This is a genomic window from Streptomyces sp. NPDC091376, assembly GCF_044757085.1.
Lineage (GTDB): Bacteria > Actinomycetota > Actinomycetes > Streptomycetales > Streptomycetaceae > Streptomyces > Streptomyces pratisoli.
Window position 1 is genome coordinate 733,598 of record NZ_JBIVUF010000002.1, and the last position, 17,443, is coordinate 751,040.

General features: G+C 72.8%; 11 protein-coding genes. 4 read left to right on the top strand and 7 right to left on the bottom strand.

From position 1 onward, the window contains the following. Positions 1–180: 180 nt before the first annotated feature. From ACIQMR_RS07720 to ACIQMR_RS07735, 4 genes are all read right to left on the bottom strand, one after another. Positions 181–1,509, bottom strand: a complete 1,329-nt coding sequence (locus ACIQMR_RS07720; RefSeq protein WP_401384022.1) for a PrsW family intramembrane metalloprotease — start codon at positions 1,507–1,509, stop codon at positions 181–183. Between the two features lie 125 nt (positions 1,510–1,634). Next, the gene (gene trmB, locus ACIQMR_RS07725; protein WP_266384196.1) at positions 1,635–2,396 is read right to left on the bottom strand and encodes a tRNA (guanosine(46)-N7)-methyltransferase TrmB; all 762 of its coding nucleotides are present in this window, start codon (positions 2,394–2,396) and stop codon (positions 1,635–1,637) included. Between the two features lie 86 nt (positions 2,397–2,482). Next, entirely contained in the window at positions 2,483–3,700 is a 1,218-nt protein-coding gene (gene lhgO, locus ACIQMR_RS07730) for an L-2-hydroxyglutarate oxidase (RefSeq protein ID WP_401384025.1), read from the bottom strand. A 129-nt stretch (positions 3,701–3,829) separates the two neighbouring features. Further along, complete coding sequence (locus ACIQMR_RS07735; protein ID WP_385472223.1) at positions 3,830–5,278, bottom strand: MFS transporter; 1,449 nt, start codon at positions 5,276–5,278, stop codon at positions 3,830–3,832. An 842-nt stretch (positions 5,279–6,120) separates the two neighbouring features. Here ACIQMR_RS07735 and ACIQMR_RS07740 point away from each other — a divergent pair. Next, complete coding sequence (locus tag ACIQMR_RS07740; protein WP_401384028.1) at positions 6,121–8,232, top strand: asparagine synthase-related protein; 2,112 nt, start codon at positions 6,121–6,123, stop codon at positions 8,230–8,232. A 121-nt stretch (positions 8,233–8,353) separates the two neighbouring features. Here the strand turns inward: ACIQMR_RS07740 and ACIQMR_RS07745 are convergent, their stop codons facing one another. Both ACIQMR_RS07745 and ACIQMR_RS07750 read right to left on the bottom strand, forming a co-directional pair. Further along, positions 8,354–10,198, bottom strand: a complete 1,845-nt coding sequence (locus ACIQMR_RS07745) for a sigma-70 family RNA polymerase sigma factor (protein ID WP_401384029.1) — start codon at positions 10,196–10,198, stop codon at positions 8,354–8,356. Between the two features lie 339 nt (positions 10,199–10,537). Beyond that, positions 10,538–11,317 (bottom strand): TetR/AcrR family transcriptional regulator, encoded by a 780-nt coding sequence (locus ACIQMR_RS07750; protein WP_401384031.1) that lies wholly within the window; start codon positions 11,315–11,317, stop codon positions 10,538–10,540. A gap of 337 nt (positions 11,318–11,654) precedes the next feature. Here ACIQMR_RS07750 and ACIQMR_RS07755 point away from each other — a divergent pair, with 337 nt between their 5' ends. Both ACIQMR_RS07755 and ACIQMR_RS07760 read left to right on the top strand, forming a co-directional pair. After that, complete coding sequence (locus ACIQMR_RS07755; RefSeq protein ID WP_401384034.1) at positions 11,655–13,139, top strand: NAD(P)/FAD-dependent oxidoreductase; 1,485 nt, start codon at positions 11,655–11,657, stop codon at positions 13,137–13,139. A 234-nt stretch (positions 13,140–13,373) separates the two neighbouring features. Then, on the top strand, positions 13,374–15,113 hold the full coding sequence (locus ACIQMR_RS07760) for a SpoIIE family protein phosphatase (RefSeq protein WP_401384036.1): 1,740 nt from the start codon (positions 13,374–13,376) through the stop codon (positions 15,111–15,113). Here ACIQMR_RS07760 and ACIQMR_RS07765 read toward each other — a convergent pair. Continuing rightward, complete coding sequence (locus ACIQMR_RS07765) at positions 15,110–16,399, bottom strand: MFS transporter (protein WP_401384125.1); 1,290 nt, start codon at positions 16,397–16,399, stop codon at positions 15,110–15,112. The two genes, ACIQMR_RS07760 and ACIQMR_RS07765, sit on opposite strands and share 4 nt — an antisense overlap. Before the next feature lie 139 nt (positions 16,400–16,538). Between ACIQMR_RS07765 and ACIQMR_RS07770 the strand changes: the two genes are divergently transcribed. Continuing rightward, a complete protein-coding gene (locus tag ACIQMR_RS07770; RefSeq protein WP_401384038.1) occupies positions 16,539–17,120 on the top strand; it encodes a MarR family winged helix-turn-helix transcriptional regulator in 582 nt (193 codons plus the stop codon). Positions 17,121–17,443 lie beyond the last annotated feature (323 nt).

Below are 17,443 nucleotides of genomic sequence, written 5' to 3' on the forward strand. Positions count from 1 at the left end.
GGCTTCCGGCCGCCCGAGGTCGCGGCCCGGTTCCGGTTCTTGCCGGACCGGGCCGCACCCGTGTGCGTACGCGTACTCGTCCTCCCCCAAGTCGCCGGCGGCCCTGGCGCACTCCCCCCGACGCCTGGGTCGCCGGTCCGCCGTGCCCGGACGCCATGCCGCGAGGACGGCCCGAAGGGCCTAGCCGCGGTACGGGTTGTAGCCCCCGTAGTCCAGATACGGGGGCGGCTGCCAGACCCGGCCCGTCGCGCGGGCCGCGTACGTCAGGGCGGGGCCCGCCACGTCCCTGCGCTGCCAGAGGTGGTGGAGCAGCTCCTGCTCACGAGCGACGAAGTCCGTGCCCGCCGCGCCCCGATGGGCCCGGTGCCGCAGAAAGGCCAGGGAGGTCGCGAAGACCTCGTACTCGGAGACGGCGCGGGCGGCCTCCCGGCCTTGCGTACGGCCCGCCATGTCACGGGCCATCGTGCGGGCCCGCATGGAGGACAGGGCGTGCGGCTCGGCCGGGGCGAGCCAGCCCGCCGCCGCGTACGCGGGCAGTTCGGCCGCGACCGTGCGCAGCTCGCGCTGCCGGGTCCAGACCGCCAGCCAGGTCAGCAGGCCGAAGGCCGGCACCATGAACGCCGCGTACACGGCGTAGAAGCCCCACGGGCCGAAAGCCCCTGAGCCGTTCCACAGCGCGTGCATGCCGATGGAGAGGACGAGGCCCAGCAGGGGCAGCACGGTCCTGCGGAACTTCCGGCGCTGTGCGCCGGCGGCGGCGAGGCCGAAGCCGATGCCCGTCAGCACGGTGAAGAGCGGATGGGCGAACGGCGACATCACGATCCGCACGAAGAACGTCGCGGCCGTGACGGAGGCGAAACCGGACGCGCCGATCTGCTGGTCCTCCCCGAAGGCGGTGCCGAGATACAGGATGTTCTCGGTGAAGGCGAAGCCGGTCGCGGTGAAGCCGGCGACGACGACTCCGTCGACGACGCCGGTGAAGTCCCGTCTTCGGAAGAGGAAGATGAGCAGCACGGCCGTCGCCTTGGCGCTCTCCTCGACCACGGGGGCGATGACGGTTGCGCCGATCGTGTCCGCGTGCGTGGGGTCGGCCGTGGCGGTGGCTATCCACTGGGTCGCGAACGAGTTCGCGATGATCGCCACGAGGGCGGCCGCGCAGGCGCCCCAGGCGAAGGCGAAGAGGAGGTTCCGCCAGGGACCCGGCTCGACGCGGTCCAGCCAGCGGAACGCCGCCATCAGCAGCGGTACCGGCAGCACGGCGAGGCCGAGGCCGACGAGGAAGCCTTCGGTACCGGTCTGTTCTCGCACCAGCGCGAGGATGACCAGACCGGACAGCGCGAGCAGCGTGATCAGGGTCCCGGCGCGCACGGCCTTGCTGCGCCAGAAGTCACGGCGCGGCTTGTACCGCCAGCGCGCACGCTCCGGTACGGCGTCGAACAGCGGCTGTTCGTCGCACGTCGGAACGTCGGGGCGGGCGGCCGGTTGCGGCTGCGGGGACCAGTCGGACACCAGACGACCCTAACGAGCACCACCGACACCGCGCGACGGCGATACCGCCGTTGGGCCTCCTCCGGCCATGGCCCACAGCGTCCGTGCGGCGCCGCCGCCCGGCCCGGCGCGGTCAGCCCGCGCGGTCAGCCGGCGCGGCGGAAGAGCAGGTCGTGCACCACGTGGCCCTTGTCGAGGCCCTGGCCCTCGAAGCGGGTCAGGGGGCGGAACGCCGGACGGGGGGCGTAGCCGCCGGCCGGTTCGGTGTTGTCGAAGTCGGGGTGGGCGGTGAGGACCTCGAGCATCTGCTCGGCGTACGGCTCCCAGTCGGTCGCGCAGTGCAGGACCGCACCCGGCTTCATCCGGCTCGCGGCGAGGGTGAGGAACTCGGGCTGGATCAGCCGGCGCTTGTGGTGGCGCTTCTTGGGCCAGGGGTCCGGGAAGTACACCCGCAGTCCGTCGAGCGCGTCGGGGGCGAGCATCTCGCGCAGCAGGATGATCGCGTCACCGTTGGCCACGCGCACGTTGGTCAGCCCCGCCCGGTCCGCGAGGCCGAGCAGATTGCCCTGGCCGGGCGTGTGGACGTCGACGGCGAGGATGCCGGTGCCGGGGTCGGCCTCGGCCATGCGCGCGGTCGCCTCGCCCATCCCGAAGCCGATCTCCAGGACGACAGGCAGCCCGTCGAACATCTCGCCCAGGTCGAGGGTGCGCAGCCCGTCGATGTCCAGGCCCCAGACCGGCCAGAGCCGCTGCAGGGCCTCGCCCTGCCCGGTGGTCACCCGGCTCCGGCGCGGCTGGAAGCTGCGGATCCGGCGCTCGTGGTGCGATCCGGCGGGATCCGCGGCGGGGCCGCCGGGGAAGCGCGGCTCGCCCTTGGGGCGGACGGTGACGGTACGGGGGGAGGACACGCGGGGACCTTCAGTGACGACGTTCTCGGACTCAGACACAATGCCCCGATTGTACGGCGGCCCGCCCGGGTCCCGGGTGGTGCGCGTCACGCGTCCGTCAGGTGCGCGAGGGCCAGCCTGGCCACCTCACGGCCGATCGGGAGGGACGCCGTCGCCGCCGGTGACGGTGCGTTCAGGACATGGACCGTACGGAGGGACTCCTTGATCAGGAAGTCGTCCGCCAGGGTGCCGTCCCGGAGCACCGCCTGGGCGCGGACACCGGCGGCGGCCGGCCGCAGATCGTCCTCCGTGACGGCGGGCAGCAGCCTGCGGACCGCCGCCGTGAAGGCGCGCTTGGAGAGGGAGCGGTGCAGCTCGCCCGTGCCGTAGCGCCAGTGGCGGCGCGCGATCTGCCAGGTGCCGGGCCAGGTCAGTGTGGCCGCGAGCTCGCGCGGGTGGACCGTGGACCAGTCGTAGCCCTCGCGGGCCAGCGCCGGGACCGCGTTCGGCCCCACATGGACGCCGCCCTCGATGCCGCGGGTGAGATGGACGCCGAGGAAGGGGAACGCCGGGTCCGGGACCGGGTAGACCAGTCCGTGGACCAGTTCCGGCCGGGCCAGCTCGTAGTACTCCCCACGGAAGGGGACGATCCGCATGCCCGGCTCGTCGCCCGCGAGCCGCGCGACGCGGTCGCAGTGCAGCCCCGCGCAGTTCACCAGCGTCCGGGCGCGGACGACGCGGCCACCGGCCGTACGGACCGCGACACCCCACGGTCGGCGGTCGACGACCCGCACCTCCTCGCCGTAGAGCACCTCCGCACCCGAGGCTCCGGACGCCTGGGCGAGCTGCGCCGCGACCGCGCCGAAGTCGCACACCCCGGTCGTCCCGACCCGGATCGCCGCGACGCCCCGCACCTGCGGCTCGTACTCCGCGATGCCCGCGGGGCCCAGCTCGCGCACCGGAATCCCGTTCTCCCTGCCGCGCTGGACCAGGGCGTGCAGCCGTGGCAGCTCCTCGCGGTCCGTGGCGACGATCAGCTTGCCGGTGACCTCGTGGGGGATGCCGTACTCCGCGCAGAACTTGACCATCTCCGCGGCGCCGCGCACGGCGAAACGTGCCTTCAGCGAGCCCGGGCGGTAGTAGATCCCGCTGTGGATCACTCCGCTGTTCCGCCCGGTCTGGTGACGGGCCGGGCCCGGCTCCTTCTCCAGCACCACCACGGAGGTGCCCGGCGCCGCACGCGTCAGGGCATACGCCGTCGACAGGCCGATGATCCCGCCGCCGATCACCAGCACGTCACAGTCGAACGCGGCTGCCGTCACCACACACCTTCCACCCCGGCAGTGCTGCCCCGGGAAAGCACCCGGGACCCCCGATGATGCACTGGCCCACTGACAAACGCGTTAAACCAGGTGGGACACGCATCACGGGACGGAGTACGGCCGGGGTACGGCTCACGCCGGGGTCATCAGCAGCGGTCTGGCCCGCTCCCGCAGCTCCGCCACCCGTGGTTCGTCCCCGTACGGCTCCAGCCGGTGCAGCAGATCGCGTACGTACTCCGTCGTACGCGCGGACGAGATCCGGCCCGCGACCTCCACCGCCCGGGTGCCCGCCGCGCACGCCGCGTCCAGGTTTCCCGACTCCAGTTCGGCCACGGCGCTCACCACCAGGCGCAGCCCGTGCGAGCGGACGAACTCCTCCGTCGGCCGCGAGAGCGCCTGCTCGGTGAAGCGCCGCACCTGGCGCGGCGCCTTCAGGTCCCGGTAGCACTCGGCGGCGTCGGCCGCGAACCGGTCGTACGAGTAGAACCCCAGCCAGGACGGGTCCGCGTCACCCTCCCGGGACCGCTCCAGCCAGCTCTCCGCGGCCTTCAGCGCCGCCCCGGCCGCCGCCGCGTCGCTCGCCTTCGCGTGCGCCCGCGCCTCCACCAGCCGGAAGAAGCTCATCGTGCGGGCCGTCGCCAGCCCGCGGTTGCGCTCCACGGCCGCCTGCGCGAGGTCCACGCCCTCGTCGGCGAAGCCCCGGTACGTCGCCTGCAGCGACATCGACGCCAGGACATAGCCGCCCAGGGGTACGTCGGCGGCGGCGCGCGCGAGCCGCAGCGCCTGGATGTAGTACCGCTGCGCCGCCTCCTGCTGGCCGGTGTCGAAGGCCATCCAGCCCGCCAGCCGGGTCAGCTCCGCGGTCGCGCCGAACAGTGCCCGGCCGACCTCGTCCGAGTACGAACCGAGCAGCAGCGGCGCCGCGTCGACCCGTAAGCACTCGGGCACCATCGACGAACGCCAGTCCCCGCCGCCGTACTTGGAGTCCCAGCGCCTCGCGTCCTCCGCCGCCTCGCGCAGCTTGGCCACATCGCTGTGCCCCACCCGCACCTGGCCGTCCTCGGGGCTCTCGCCCGCGCCCTCGGCGCCCGCCGTGCTCTCGACCGTGCGCTCCACCGACGAGTCGGCGGGGGTGATCAGCCAGCGGGACGCGGGAGTCGCGTACGCGCTCACCGCGAAGGAGCCCGCCAGCGACTGCCAGATCCCGCCACCGCCCGCGCGCCTGCCCGCCAGGTCCAGCCGGTACAGCTCGGTGGCCGCCTTCACCGCCTCGCCCACGTCGCGCGGGAAGGCGAGCCCGACCTCCGGCGCCGGGTCGGCGTCCGCGAGCCCGATCTCCTGCAGCGGCACAGGGCGGCCCAGCTTCTGCCCGATGGCGGCGGCGATGAGATGCGGCGCGGCGCCCTGCGGCACCATGCCCTTCGACACCCATCGGGCCACCGACGTCTTGTCGTAGCGAAGGGTCAGACCGCGCTGCGCCCCGAGGTCGTTGACTCGCCGGGCGAGGCCGGCGTTGCTGATTCCCGCGAGGGCGAGAACGGTGCCGAGCTTTTCGTTCGGCCCGCGTTGCTCCCTGGACATGCGCCACCCCTCGACACACAGACGGCCGCCGGGCTTCCGCGTCCGGCGTTCGTTCTGCCCCTCACCACAGTGGGACAACCCCCCGGAACCCGGACGCAAGAGCGCGTGGCCGAGCCCCCAGGAATATGCACCCCCCGCGGAGAACAGCAGTGACACACAGGGTAGTTCGCCGCATCCCGACCGTTAAGAGGCGGTGTTCCGTATGGCGGGATTGTTGTGTGCCCGGGCGAGGGACGGGGCCGGGACCGTGCTCCGGGTGTGTGGCCGTGCGCCTGTCCGTGCGCTCTCGTCCGGCCTCGGCGGGAGCGCTTCCATGAGTGCTGCGTGGGTCGGCCCACTGGCCAGGGATCCAGTGGGCTGGGGGACACCGCCGCCTCAATTCCCCGCGGGCGGCGGACCGGTCCGGGAGGCGAACAGCGCCTCCCGGACTGTGCGTCTGTCCGGATGTCTGGGGGTATGTTCGGTTCCCCGGTACTCGGAAAATGGCCGAATGCCGCCCTTACCCCGGCGTTCTGTCCCCGAAGGCCCGCGCCCCGGGGCGCGCCCGACGGCGTGGGGTCGTGTGGGGCGGCGTGGGGCCGTGCGGCTCGTGCGCCGTGTGCGGCGGTCGCGCGGCGACCCTGTGCGGTCGCCTGGCGGTCAACGCGGCCACCATGTGGCACCGGGTGCCGTTGACCGTCGGCAAATGGCCAATGCCAGGGGCGCGTTCACTTTTTGCGCACGCGACCCGGAGACCCTCCTGTGCGCCGTTGTCGTGGCAGCATGTCCTCATCGGGTGCACCCGGTCCGCCGAATCAGGTGTCCGGGTGTGCCGAGAGTTGTCCACAGGCTGTGGAGGCGCGATGCGGTGGCTGGTGGGATGGAGCAGTATCGCCGCAAGCTTCGGCACGGCAGGAGCGGTCGGATCCCGTACCCCCACCACGGCCGACGACGACAGCCGCACCGTCCACCCCGTCGGCGCCCGGCTCCTCTGGGGAGACCCCGATCCGCTCTGGGCCGTCGGTGACTGGCGCCCCGACGAGGTCCGCGTCGTCACCGTCGACCCCAACACCCGCCTCGCCGTACTGGGCTGTTGCGCCGCCAGCGACGAGGAGCTGCGCGTCGGGCTCTTCGCGGCCCGCGGTGGCGCGCTGCGGCATCTCACCGCCTGGGCCGGCAGCTACACCTCGGTCGTCCAGGTCGGCCGCCGCATCACCATCGCGGGCGACCTCGCCGGCGCACGGCCCGTCTTCTACACGCCCTGGGCCAACGGCACGGCGTACGCCACCGCCGCTCTGCCGCTGGCCGACCTCATCGAGGCCCAGCTCGACATCGGGTACCTCGCCGCGCTCCTCGCCTGCCCCGAGTCGCCCGAGGCACTGCGTGACTCCACCCCGTACTCCGGAGTCAAACGGATCCCGCCCGGACACGCGCTGATCCTGCGCGAGGGCTCGCGCGAGATCACCGGGTACGAACCGGTCGCCTCGCTCGCCGTCGCCGCGCCCCAACTCGACCCGGTCCGGGCCATGGAAGGGATGCGGGACGCGCTCGTCGACGCCGTACGCGCGAGACTCACCGCGCCCCGGCACGCGCCCGAGACGCTGCCGCCCGATCCGGGACCCGTACCCGGGATGGGACCGGCGGAACGGCGCGCGGCACGGGGCGCGCCCGCGCCCGGCATCGGCGCCGACCTGTCCGGAGGAAGCGCCTCCGGAACGCTCGCGCTGCTCGCCGCCGGGCTGCCCGGAGTGCCGGGCACGATACTGGGACACGGCACGGGCGCCGGTGAGCGACTGCTGGCCGTCACCTTCAACGACCTGGCCGTGCCGCAGGGCCGGGAGGCCGAGTTGGAACGGGCCCGGGCGATCGCCGCGAACCCCCGGCTGCACCACGTGGTCGTCGCGGCCGGCGAGGAGGCCCTCCCGTACGCCGACCTCGACGGGCCGTTGACCGACGAGCCCGGCCCCTCGCTCGTCGAGGCCGAACGCAACCGGAGACGGCTGGTGTCCGGCAGCGCCGACCACTTCACCGGGCTCGGCGCCCGCCAGGTCCTCGACGCGCACCCGGCCCGCCTCGCGGACCTGCTGATGGACCGTCGGCGCAGGCCCCTGCTGCGTCCCGTCTCGGCACTGGCGCGTGCGTCCGGTCCTTCCGCGGGCTCGCTCCTCGTCCCGCTGACCGTCTACCGGGCCGCGCGCCGGCTCGCCCGTACGCCCTACCGCACCGGACTGGAGTCGGCGGCCGCCCGACTGCCCGAGGCGAACCGCCTCGTCCCGGCGGTCAACGGGCCCCTGGGCGCGTCCCTGGCCGCCCTGTCCTGGTCCCGCCCCGGGCCCGCGGCGCGCTGGCTCACGGGCGAGGCGCTCGCCGACGTGTCGGTTCGGCTGCAGGAGGCGGCGACCCGGCCCACGTCGGTGCAGCGGCCGGGCGAGGCACGCGCCCGTGCGGCGCTCGCCCGGCACGCGGCGGACCACCGGGTGCTGGAGCAGGCAGCGGAGGTACGCAGCCAGCGGCTGCACGCCCCGTTCCTCGACAACCAGGTCGTACGGGCCGCGCGGGACCTGCCCGAGGCGCTCCGCGTGCAGCCGGGGGCACGGGCCGCGGTCCTGCGCACGGTCCTCGCGGGAGCCGGCATCCACGATCTGCCGACAGGGTGGGGCGCGCCGTCCCAGGCGGCGTCGAGCGCGGCGACACGGGCCGGGCTGCGCATGTCGCTGCCGCACCTGCTGGACCTGTTCGACACCCCCCTGCTCGCGGACGCGGGCATCGTCGAGGCCCGCGTCGTCCGCAAGGCCCTGCGCGCGGCCTCCGAGGGCGAACCGGTCCCCCTGGACGGGCTCGCGGACCTGGTCTCCACGGAACTGTGGCTCCGCCGCCTGCTCGCCCGACGCGGCACCTGCTGGACGGGTACGGCGGCGCCGCGCCGCCGAGCGGTGGCGGCAGGCGTGCCGAGAAGGCCGACACTTCAGGCGTAGCGGGTCCGGTGCCGCACGGGGACCGCTCCTGACGCTGACGGTCCCGCGGCCGCCACCGCTCCGACGACTGCCGTCGCTCCGACGAGCGCCGTCGAGCCCGGCCCTCCGGGCGGCCGGGGCGTCAGCCGCAGCTGATCCGGGACTGCGCCCAGTCCGCGACGGCCACCGAAGCGGACGGCTTCTGCGGTGCCACGACCAGCCGAATCGTTTCTTGGCCGGAGAGAACGACGTGCACGGGGACCGCCGCGTCACCGCCGCGCATCGGCGGCGACTGCCACAGCCGCACCCCGTCCCCGTACACGGAGAAGCGCACCGGGCCCGAGCCCAGCGACATGTCGTCGACGCCGACCAGCGCGTCGTACGAGGTGCACCGGCGGTTCAGGTCGATGGTCACGGAGGACCTGGCGTGGACCGAGATCCCGTGCCCGTACCGGGTGCCGTCGATCGACATGCCCCGGCGCTTCCAGACCCAGCTGCTCTCACCCAGCCGCACCTCGGGCTCGGTGTGGTCGCCGAACGTTCCGTACTCCAGCCGGTTGACCTGGTAGACGGACGCGGGGGGCGCCGGGGGCGGCGTGCTGGGCGCGGGCTTGCGCGCGGGTGGTTCGGGCGCCGGCTCCGCCGGTGCGGGCGGTGCGGCCGGGGGAGACGACGGCTTCGGAGCAGCCGCTTCGGGCTTCGGCTCCTCGGGCCGGGGCGACGGCCGCTCGGGCTCGGGCTTCGGCGCCGGTGGTGAGGGCGGGGCCGGAGGCTGCGGCGACGACGGTGCGGGCGGCTCGGGTACGACGGGCTGCGCGGCCGGCGGCTGCGCCTGCACCTGCGGCTTCGACACCGGCTGCGGATCGCCCGCGAGGGCGAAGACCAGCCCTGCCACCGCCGCCACGGCCACCAGTGCGGCGATCCCGGCCTTCACCGGCGCCCCGAGGCCCTCCGAGGCCGCGGCCCCGGCCCCGGTGGAACCACCGCCACCGGCGGATCCGGACCCGCTCGTGGCGGCGGCGGCACCGGCGCCCGCCGCCCCCGCGGCGCCGCCCGCCACGATCCCGGCGGCCTTGAGCGAGTACCCGCCGGCGAACCAGCCGATGACCGCGACCGGCAGCAGGGCAGGGATACCGGCGTTGACCTGCTCCAGCTCGCCTGCGGCGAGCCGGCACTTGGCGCACTCCTCCAGGTGCTTGCGCAGCCCGCGCTCGGCCCGCATCCGCAGGCCGCCCCGGGCGTACGCCCCCAGCCGGTCGGCGTACCGCGCGCAGTCGCCGCCCGAGGTGAGCGCGGAGCTGACATGGGCCTGCAGATAGGCCTGCTTGAGCCCTTCGCGGGCCCGGCTGGCCAGCACCGCCGTGGCGTTGGCGGTGAGGCCGAACAGCGGTGCCACCGTGCTGGGCGACTCCTCCTCGACGGTGGTGTGCCACAGCACCGCCTGCCAGCGCTCGGGCAGTGAGCGGAAGGCCTGAAGGGCCATCGACCGATCGGCCTCGTGCATCGCGCGCACATCGGCGCCGAGATCGAGCGCGTTCTGGTCCGGTACCTCGGACGAGCGGGCGGCCTGGTCGGCGAAGACGGCGAAGTCCTCGACCAGTTGCTCCCGCCTGGACGAACTCGTCCACGCTGCGGCGACACGGCGCACGGTGGTCAGCAGATAGGCGCGTACGGCATGCTCGGGTCCCGCGCCGCCGCGTACCGCCTGGAGCGTCCTGGCGAACACCTCGGCCGTCAGGTCGTCCGCGGTGTCGGCATCGCGGCAGCACGTACGCGCGTATCGGCGCACGGCGTCCGAGTGGCGGCGGAACAACTCCTCGTACGCGCTGTCCTCGCCCCCGCGCATCCGCTGGATCAGGTCGGCGTCGGACGGCGGCGGACCGCTTGCGGCGCTCGCCGCACCGCCCTCCCGCTGTGGCGGCACACGTCCGCCGGTTTCCGCGCCCGCCCCACCGGCGATTGGCTCGTTCCGACCGTCACCGCTCATCGCGGAAGCCCCCGTACGCACCCAGTGACCCGAAGTATCGGCCAAGAGTGCCACAGCGAGGCGACGGCCCGGACTCCCCGGTACCCCAACCACCCGTCCGGGGAAGCCTGTCCGAAACCAAGCACGACGATTCACCCGCACAACAGACACCGAACGTGCCGTACGACCGGCCACCGCGCGGACACCGTGACGCCGCCGTCCAGCGCGCGGGGCGGACACCGTCACGCCGGCGGCAGCCGGTCGGACGACGTCACACGCGCACCGTCACGCCGTCACGCCTCACGCCGTCACACGCGCACCGTCACGCCGTCACGCCTCACGCCGTCACGCCTCCCGCCGTCACACCGGCCGCGAGCGCAGCCCCTCCAGCAGGATGTCCAGCAGCCGGGCCGAGGCCGCGGCCTGCTGCGCCGCGTCCGGAAGAGAGGGTGCAGCCGTGGCTATCACGAGCAGCACATCGGCGACCGTGACATCGACCCGCAGCTCACCGGCCTCCCGCGCCCGCTCGACCAGCCGACCCACGACCTCGAGCAACTCGCCCGCGCCCGCGTCGTCCAGCTCCGCCGGGGGCACCGGGCGCGGTGCGACGACGCGCAGACCGTTCTGCCCGGCGACGCCCAGCCGCTGCTGAGGCACCCGCGTCTCGTCCCGTGTCTCCTCGCGCGCCACGTCCGCGACGACCGTCGAGTCGTCCACGTCCACACCGACCCGAAGCACGTGCGGCGGCAGCAGCCGTCCCGCACCCGACGCGACCGACGTCCGCAGGAAGCGGGAGAGCGCGGACCACGGCTCCTCCTCCTGCCCGAGGGCCGTACGCGCCTGCTCCGTCAGCCGGGACGTCTCCTCCTCGGCTATTCGCCGTACCAGCACGTCCTTGCTCGGGAAGCGGCGGTAGACCGTGCCGACACCCACCCGGGCCCGGCGCGCCACGTCCTCCATCGGCGCCCCGTAACCGAGCTCGCCGAACACCTCACGCGCAGCGCGCAGTACATGCTCCAGATTGCGCTGCGCGTCCACACGCAGCGGCGCGGAACGGCCGGTCACAGCCGTACCCACACGTCCGTTCACGCCGGCCTCGGAAGCGACAGCACCCGGCCAATGCGAATCCTGAATGTGCATATGTGTTCCCCCGGTAATGATTTGTCTCCCCCCGGAGACGCCCCGTCGTGACAGCCAGGGTGAATCAGACGAGTCACCGGCCCGACACCCCGACGGGGTACGAACATAGTTGAGACGAGGTCAATTCAGAAGGGGTAGTTCCGCACGGTGCGCCCCCCGATCGGACCAAGGGCCGGAACCTTCCTGATTCCGCCCCTGCCCAAGACCCCTCAAATCCCCGCTGACCTGCGCATCTTCCACTGCGGGAGGTACCGGCACCAGCGAGGTCTGGCCAAAACCTCCGGTCACACAATTTGCCGGGCCTGTGGACAAACTCCTGGGACCGTTGCCTCATGGGATGGTGAAGGCTGCATACTCCCGGGACACGACCCCCGGCTCCTCGCCGCGCACGCGCATTCTCGTCGTCGGCGGCGGCTACGTGGGGATGTACACCGCGCTCCGTCTCCAGCAGAAGCTGAAGGCCGAGCTGGGGCACGGTGAGATCGAGATCCTCGTGGTGACGCCCGAGGCGTACATGACCTACCAGCCCTTCCTCCCCGAGGCGGCGGCCGGCGCGATCTCGCCCCGCCACGTGGTGGTCCCGCTCCGTCGCGTCCTGAACAGATGCCGGATCCTCATCGGCGAGGTCAGAGCCGTCGACCACGCCAAACGCACCGCGACCGTCGCGACCCTCGCCACGGAGGAGGAAGGCGCGGGCGCGATCCAGGTCGGGTACGACGAGCTGGTCATCGCCCCCGGCTCGATCTCCCGCACCCTCCCGGTCCCCGGCCTCGCCACGTACGGCATCGGCTTCAAGTCCGTCGAGGAGGCCATCGGCCTGCGCAACCACGTCATCGAGCAGATGGACATCGCCTCCTCCACCCGCGAGCCCGGCCTGCGCGACGCGGCGCTCACCTTCGTCTTCGTGGGCGGAGGCTTCGCCGGTGTCGAAGCGCTCGGCGAGCTGGAGGACATGGCCCGCTACGCGACGCGCTACTACCACAACATCAAGCCGGAGGACCTGAAATGGGTCCTCGTGGAGGCGAGCGACCGCATCCTCCCCGAGGTGGGCGAGGAGATGGGCAGGTACGCCATCCGTGAGCTGCGCGCCCGCAACATCGACGTACGCCTCGACACCCGGCTGGACTCCTGTGAGAACCGCGTCGCCGTTCTGAGCGACGGCTCCCGCTTCCCCACTCGCACGGTCGTGTGGACCGCCGGCGTCAAGCCCGCGCCCGTCCTCTGCGCCACGGACCTCCCGCTCAACGAGCGCGGCAGGCTCAAGTGCACGGCCGAGCTGACCATCGAGGGAGTCGAACACGCCTGGTCGGCCGGGGACGCCGCCGCCGTGCCGGACGTGACCGCGAAGGAGGCCGGCAAGGAGTGCGCGCCGAACGCACAGCACGCCGTCCGCCAGACGAAGGTGCTCGCCGAGAACATCGTCGCCTCGCTGCGCGGACAGCCCCTCAAGGAGTACGTCCACGCCTACGTCGGATCGGTGGCCTCGCTCGGTCTGCACAGGGGCGTGGCGCATGTGTACGGCCGCAAGCTCAAGGGCTACCCGGCGTGGCTGATGCATCGCGCGTACCACCTCAGCCGCATGCCCACCTTCAACCGGAAGGCACGCATCCTGGCCGAGTGGATGCTGTCCGGGCTCTTCAAGCGTGAGATCGTCTCGCTCGGCTCGCTGGAACATCCTCGTGCCGAATTCGAACTCGCCGCGGGCGGTGTCCCGTCCAGGCCGCTGGAGCGCCGCCATGAGGACCCGCCCCCGAGGGGCCGCGAAAGACGGCGGGGACAGGCCCCGGGCGCGGCGCCCGAGGCGGATCCCGGAGAGGGCTGATCGCTCACCGTCCTCTCTGTCAGTGCGGTCGGTCACACTGGGCGTGTGACGATAGGTGGACCTGCGGCCTGCACAGAGTGATTCGTCCCCGGGCGATCCCGCCTGCGCAATCCCGACCGGCAACGACACCACGAGGCTTGGCTGTTCCACCCGGGGACGACCCCTGACCCCGCAGACACCACGGGCGCAGCCGCGCACACCAATCAGCAACGACACCACGAGGCTTGAAGATCCGTGAACTTCACGCGTTGGAGCGCCCGGCTCCCCGGTACGCAGCGTCGCGCCGCAGCGCGGCTGGACCGTGGCTCCGTGCCCGCGGCCCGCGGTGAGTACGACCAGCGGCCGGACCGCGAGGCCGACGCCACCGACGCCCTCACCGACCCGTCAGGCTCAGCAGGCGGACCGGGCACAGCAGGCGCACCGGGTACGCCGGGCCCATCCGGCACACCGGGCGTGCCCGCCGCGCCCGCGCTGGAGCACTTCTCGGCGGGGGAGCTGCTCGGCGCGCTGCCGGCGCTGGTCGCCCTCGTCCACGGCACCGAGCACCGCGTGTCCTACGTCAACGAGGCGTACGAAGCGGCGTTCGGCCCCCGCCCCGCCGGTGCCATGGCCGCCGAGGTCTGCCCCGAGTTCGCCGAGCTGGGGCTGCTGCCGCTGCTGGACCAGGTGCTGCGCAGCGGAAAGCCCCGCACCGTGAAGTCCCGCCGGATCCAGCGCGGCGGTTCGTACACGGTCACCTGCCTGCCCGCCGAGGCCCCCGACCCCCGCCACCCCGGCGAGGTCATCAGCGGAATCCTCGTCTTCGCCGCCGACGTCACCGCCCACGCCGAGGCCGCCGAGCGGCTGCGCGCCAGCGAGCGCCGCCACCGCGAGACCGCCGTCACCCTCCAGCGCTCACTGCTCCCGCAGGAGCTGGAGCAGCCGGACGATCTGCGGATCGCCGCCGAGTACCGCCCGGGCGGCACCGACGCCGCGGTCGGCGGCGACTGGTACGACGTGATCACGCTCGGCGCCGGCCGCACCGCCCTGGTCATCGGCGACGTCATGGGCCGCGGGGTGCGCGCCGCCGCCGTCATGGGCCAGCTGCGCACCGCCGTCCGTGCCTACGCCCGCCTCGACCTTCCCCCGCACGAAGTACTGCAGCTGCTCGACGGACTGGCCTCCGAGATCGACCCGAGCCAGATCGCGACCTGCGTGTACGCGGTGCACGATCCGAACGAGGGCCGGCTGGTGTACGCGTCGGCGGGCCATCTGCCGATCCTCGTACGCGACGCCGACGGCACGGTCCACTCCGCGGAGGAGCCGACCGGCCCGCCGCTCGGCACCGGCGGCTGGCTCCACACCTCGGGCACGATCGCGCTCCAGCCCGGTTCGACCGCGGTCCTCTACACGGACGGTCTGGTCGAGCGGCGCGGCGAGGACATCGACGAAGGCATCGCCGCGCTGGAGCGGGCGCTGGCCGGCGCGACCGGCACGCCCCAGGTCGTGTGCGACCGGCTGATCCGCTCTCTCGGCGTGACCGCGGAGCATGACGACGATGTCGCGGTCCTCGTCCTGCAGCACCCCACCCGCTCCGGCCCGGACGCGGAGCTGTTCCACAACGCCGCCCTCGAACTGCTCGGCGGAGTGGAGGCCGCACCACGCGCGCGTGCCTTCGCGTCAGGAGTGCTGGCCTCGTGGAGGTTCCCCGGCGAGCTGCGTGATCTCGGCGTCCTCGCGGCCAGCGAGCTCGTCGCGAACTCGCTCCAGCACGGCACGCCACCCATGCGCCTGCGGCTCCGCCGCACCGACCGCCGGCTGATCATCGAAGTGACGGACGGCGACGACCACCTGCCGCGCCGCCGTAGAGCGGAAACGGAGGACGAGGCGGGTCGCGGGATCTCCATCGTCGCGACGATCGCCTCGTCCTGGGGGAGCCGCCGCACTCCTGGCGGTGGCAAAGCGGTGTGGTGCGAGTTCGCGCTGCCCGGCTAGGCGGTGGCCTCGACCTTGTCCTGCTCGGGCCGGTGCCGAGCGACGATGCGCGACTTCGACGCGAGCGCCGGCTGGTCCTGTACGGCCGTCAGGTTCCGTCCCAGCTTCAGGGCCAGCACGGTGATGCCCAGCGAGAAGAGGACGAAGGTCACGATGTACGGGCCGTGCAGCGCGGCGCCCATCGGCCCGCCCACCGCCGGACCGACCGCCAGGGCGAGCTGCTTGACCAGCGCGAACGCCGAGTTGTACTGCCCGACCATCGACTCCGGCGCCAGATCGGCGACGAGCGGCGCCACGGTCGGCGAGAGCATCGCCTCACCGAGTCCGAACAGCGCGTACGTGGAGATGAACGCGGCCGTCGCCATCGTCTGGCCGCCGTGCCCGAGTCCCGCGTACCCCGCGACGACCCACGCGACGGCCCAGATCAGACCGACCGCGGCGATCACGCGCGAGCGCCGCCGCCGCTCGACGAACCGCAGCACGAGGAACTGGGCGAGCACGATGACCGCGGTGTTCGCGGCCAGGGCGTAGCCGAGCCCCGCGGGGTCGATCCCGGCGGCTTCGGTGGCGTACGCCGCGAGCCCCGACTCGAACTGTCCGTAGCAGGCGAAGAAGAGCACGAAGCCCAGCACGCACAGCTGCACCATCGCCCGGTGCCCGAGCAGCGACCGCAGCCCACCCCGGGCCTTGGCCTCGGTGTTCTCCGGCATCGCGTCGGGGATCGACGGAGCCTTCGGCATCCGTACGGTCGCGGCGATCACGGCGAGCACGACGAACATCGCCGCCTCGATCGAGAACAGCAGGATGAAGCTGTCGGGGCGGCTCTTGTCGACGATCTGCCCACCGATCAGACCACCGACGCCCAGCCCCAGGTTCTGCAGGAAGAACTGCATGGCGAACGCCCGCGTCCGGGTGGACGGGCTGGAGCACCAGACGATCATCGTCGCCAGCGCCGGCTGCATCACCGCGGTACCAGCGCCCAGCAGCGCGGCGGCAAGGACGGCGGCGGGCACACTCCCGGCCAGCCCCATGGCGAGCGCACCGGCGGAAGCCAGCAGCGCGGCCACGACGAGCACGGGCAGCGGCCCGCGCCGGTCGATGGTCCGCCCGGTGAAGGGGAGAACGACGAGCGCGGCCATGGCGAAGACGGCGAGCACGGCACCGGCCGTGCCCGCGCCCAGGTCCCGCACCTGAGCCACATACACATAGAGATACGGAACGGTGAACCCGAGCCCGAACGCGCTCAGCACGTTCCCTGCCTGGATCCGGCGCATCGCAGCGCCCATCGCCTTGGTCACACTCACCTGCCTCGGTCGGTCAGCCCTGGAGGACTGAAGCTTGAAGACTTAGATAGTAAAGTTAGAACCTCAACAATACAAATCGAAGGACTTAGAAGGCGTCCGGCGGCATGGGATAGTGAGGCGCATGTCCGACACCCCCGAGCAGCCCGGCCGGCCGAAGCCGACGGCCGCGCCGACAGCGGAACCGAGCCTCGACGAGCAGATCGCCGCGTACCAGCGCGAGTTCCGCGACCTGGACCCCCAGGTCGAACAGGTCGTCTCCGCCCTCGGCCGGCTCAATCGCCGGATGAACGTCGCGTACGGACGCCAGGTCGCCGCCCTCGGCATCAGCAACGCCGAGTGGGAGGTCCTCAAGACCCTCGTGCTCTCGGGCGCTCCCTACCGCCTCGGCCCCGGCGAACTCGCGAAGCGCCTCGGTCTCACCCCGGCCGCCATGACCCACCGCATCGACCGGATGGCCGCCGACGGTCTGGTCACGCGGGACCGCGACGAGACCAACCGGGTGCGCGTCATCGTCGAACTGACGGACGAGGGCCGTGCGAAGTGGCTCGAGGCGATGCGCATGGCCACGAACTTCGAGGAGGAACTGCTCCAGGACCTCTCCGGCGAGGAACGCGGCGTGCTGGGGGAGATGCTGATCCGCCTCCTGCGCCGCGTGGAGCACGCCCAGCCGGACGCGGGCGGCCGGCTCGCCGGCCTGGACTAGAAGGCGTCTGGAAGATGAACGGAGGGGTGGGTTGACACGACCCTCCCCGATCCGTAAGGTTCTTCGAGTTGTCACGGAGCCGGAACGGTTCTGCGACGACCGATCCCGCCGCTGATGCGGCAACCAAACTCTGCACGATCCCCCAGCCGGGGCGAATTTCGGCATGCCGAAATTCATTTCGATTGACTCGATTATGAGTTGCTCGGGGGAATCCGCTAGAGTTTGAAACGTCGGAACGGCCGAGCGGCCGGGAAGGCAACCCCCTCTGACTGGGAATCAGGCCCGAAAGGATCTGATAGAGTCGGAACCGCCGGAAAGGGAAA

What these genes read in the sequence shown, in the direction of transcription:
- ACIQMR_RS07765 (WP_401384125.1), bottom strand. Translation starts at nt 16,399, where the DNA reads ATGGGCGCTGCGATGCGCCGGATCCAGGCAGGGAACGTGCTGAGCGCG.
- ACIQMR_RS07735 (WP_385472223.1), bottom strand. Translation starts at nt 5,278, where the DNA reads ATGTCCAGGGAGCAACGCGGGCCGAACGAAAAGCTCGGCACCGTTCTC.
- ACIQMR_RS07770 (WP_401384038.1), top strand. Translation starts at nt 16,539, where the DNA reads ATGTCCGACACCCCCGAGCAGCCCGGCCGGCCGAAGCCGACGGCCGCG.
- ACIQMR_RS07750 (WP_401384031.1), bottom strand. Translation starts at nt 11,317, where the DNA reads ATGCACATTCAGGATTCGCATTGGCCGGGTGCTGTCGCTTCCGAGGCC.
- ACIQMR_RS07740 (WP_401384028.1), top strand. Translation starts at nt 6,121, where the DNA reads ATGCGGTGGCTGGTGGGATGGAGCAGTATCGCCGCAAGCTTCGGCACG.
- ACIQMR_RS07745 (WP_401384029.1), bottom strand. Translation starts at nt 10,198, where the DNA reads ATGAGCGGTGACGGTCGGAACGAGCCAATCGCCGGTGGGGCGGGCGCG.
- ACIQMR_RS07755 (WP_401384034.1), top strand. Translation starts at nt 11,655, where the DNA reads ATGGTGAAGGCTGCATACTCCCGGGACACGACCCCCGGCTCCTCGCCG.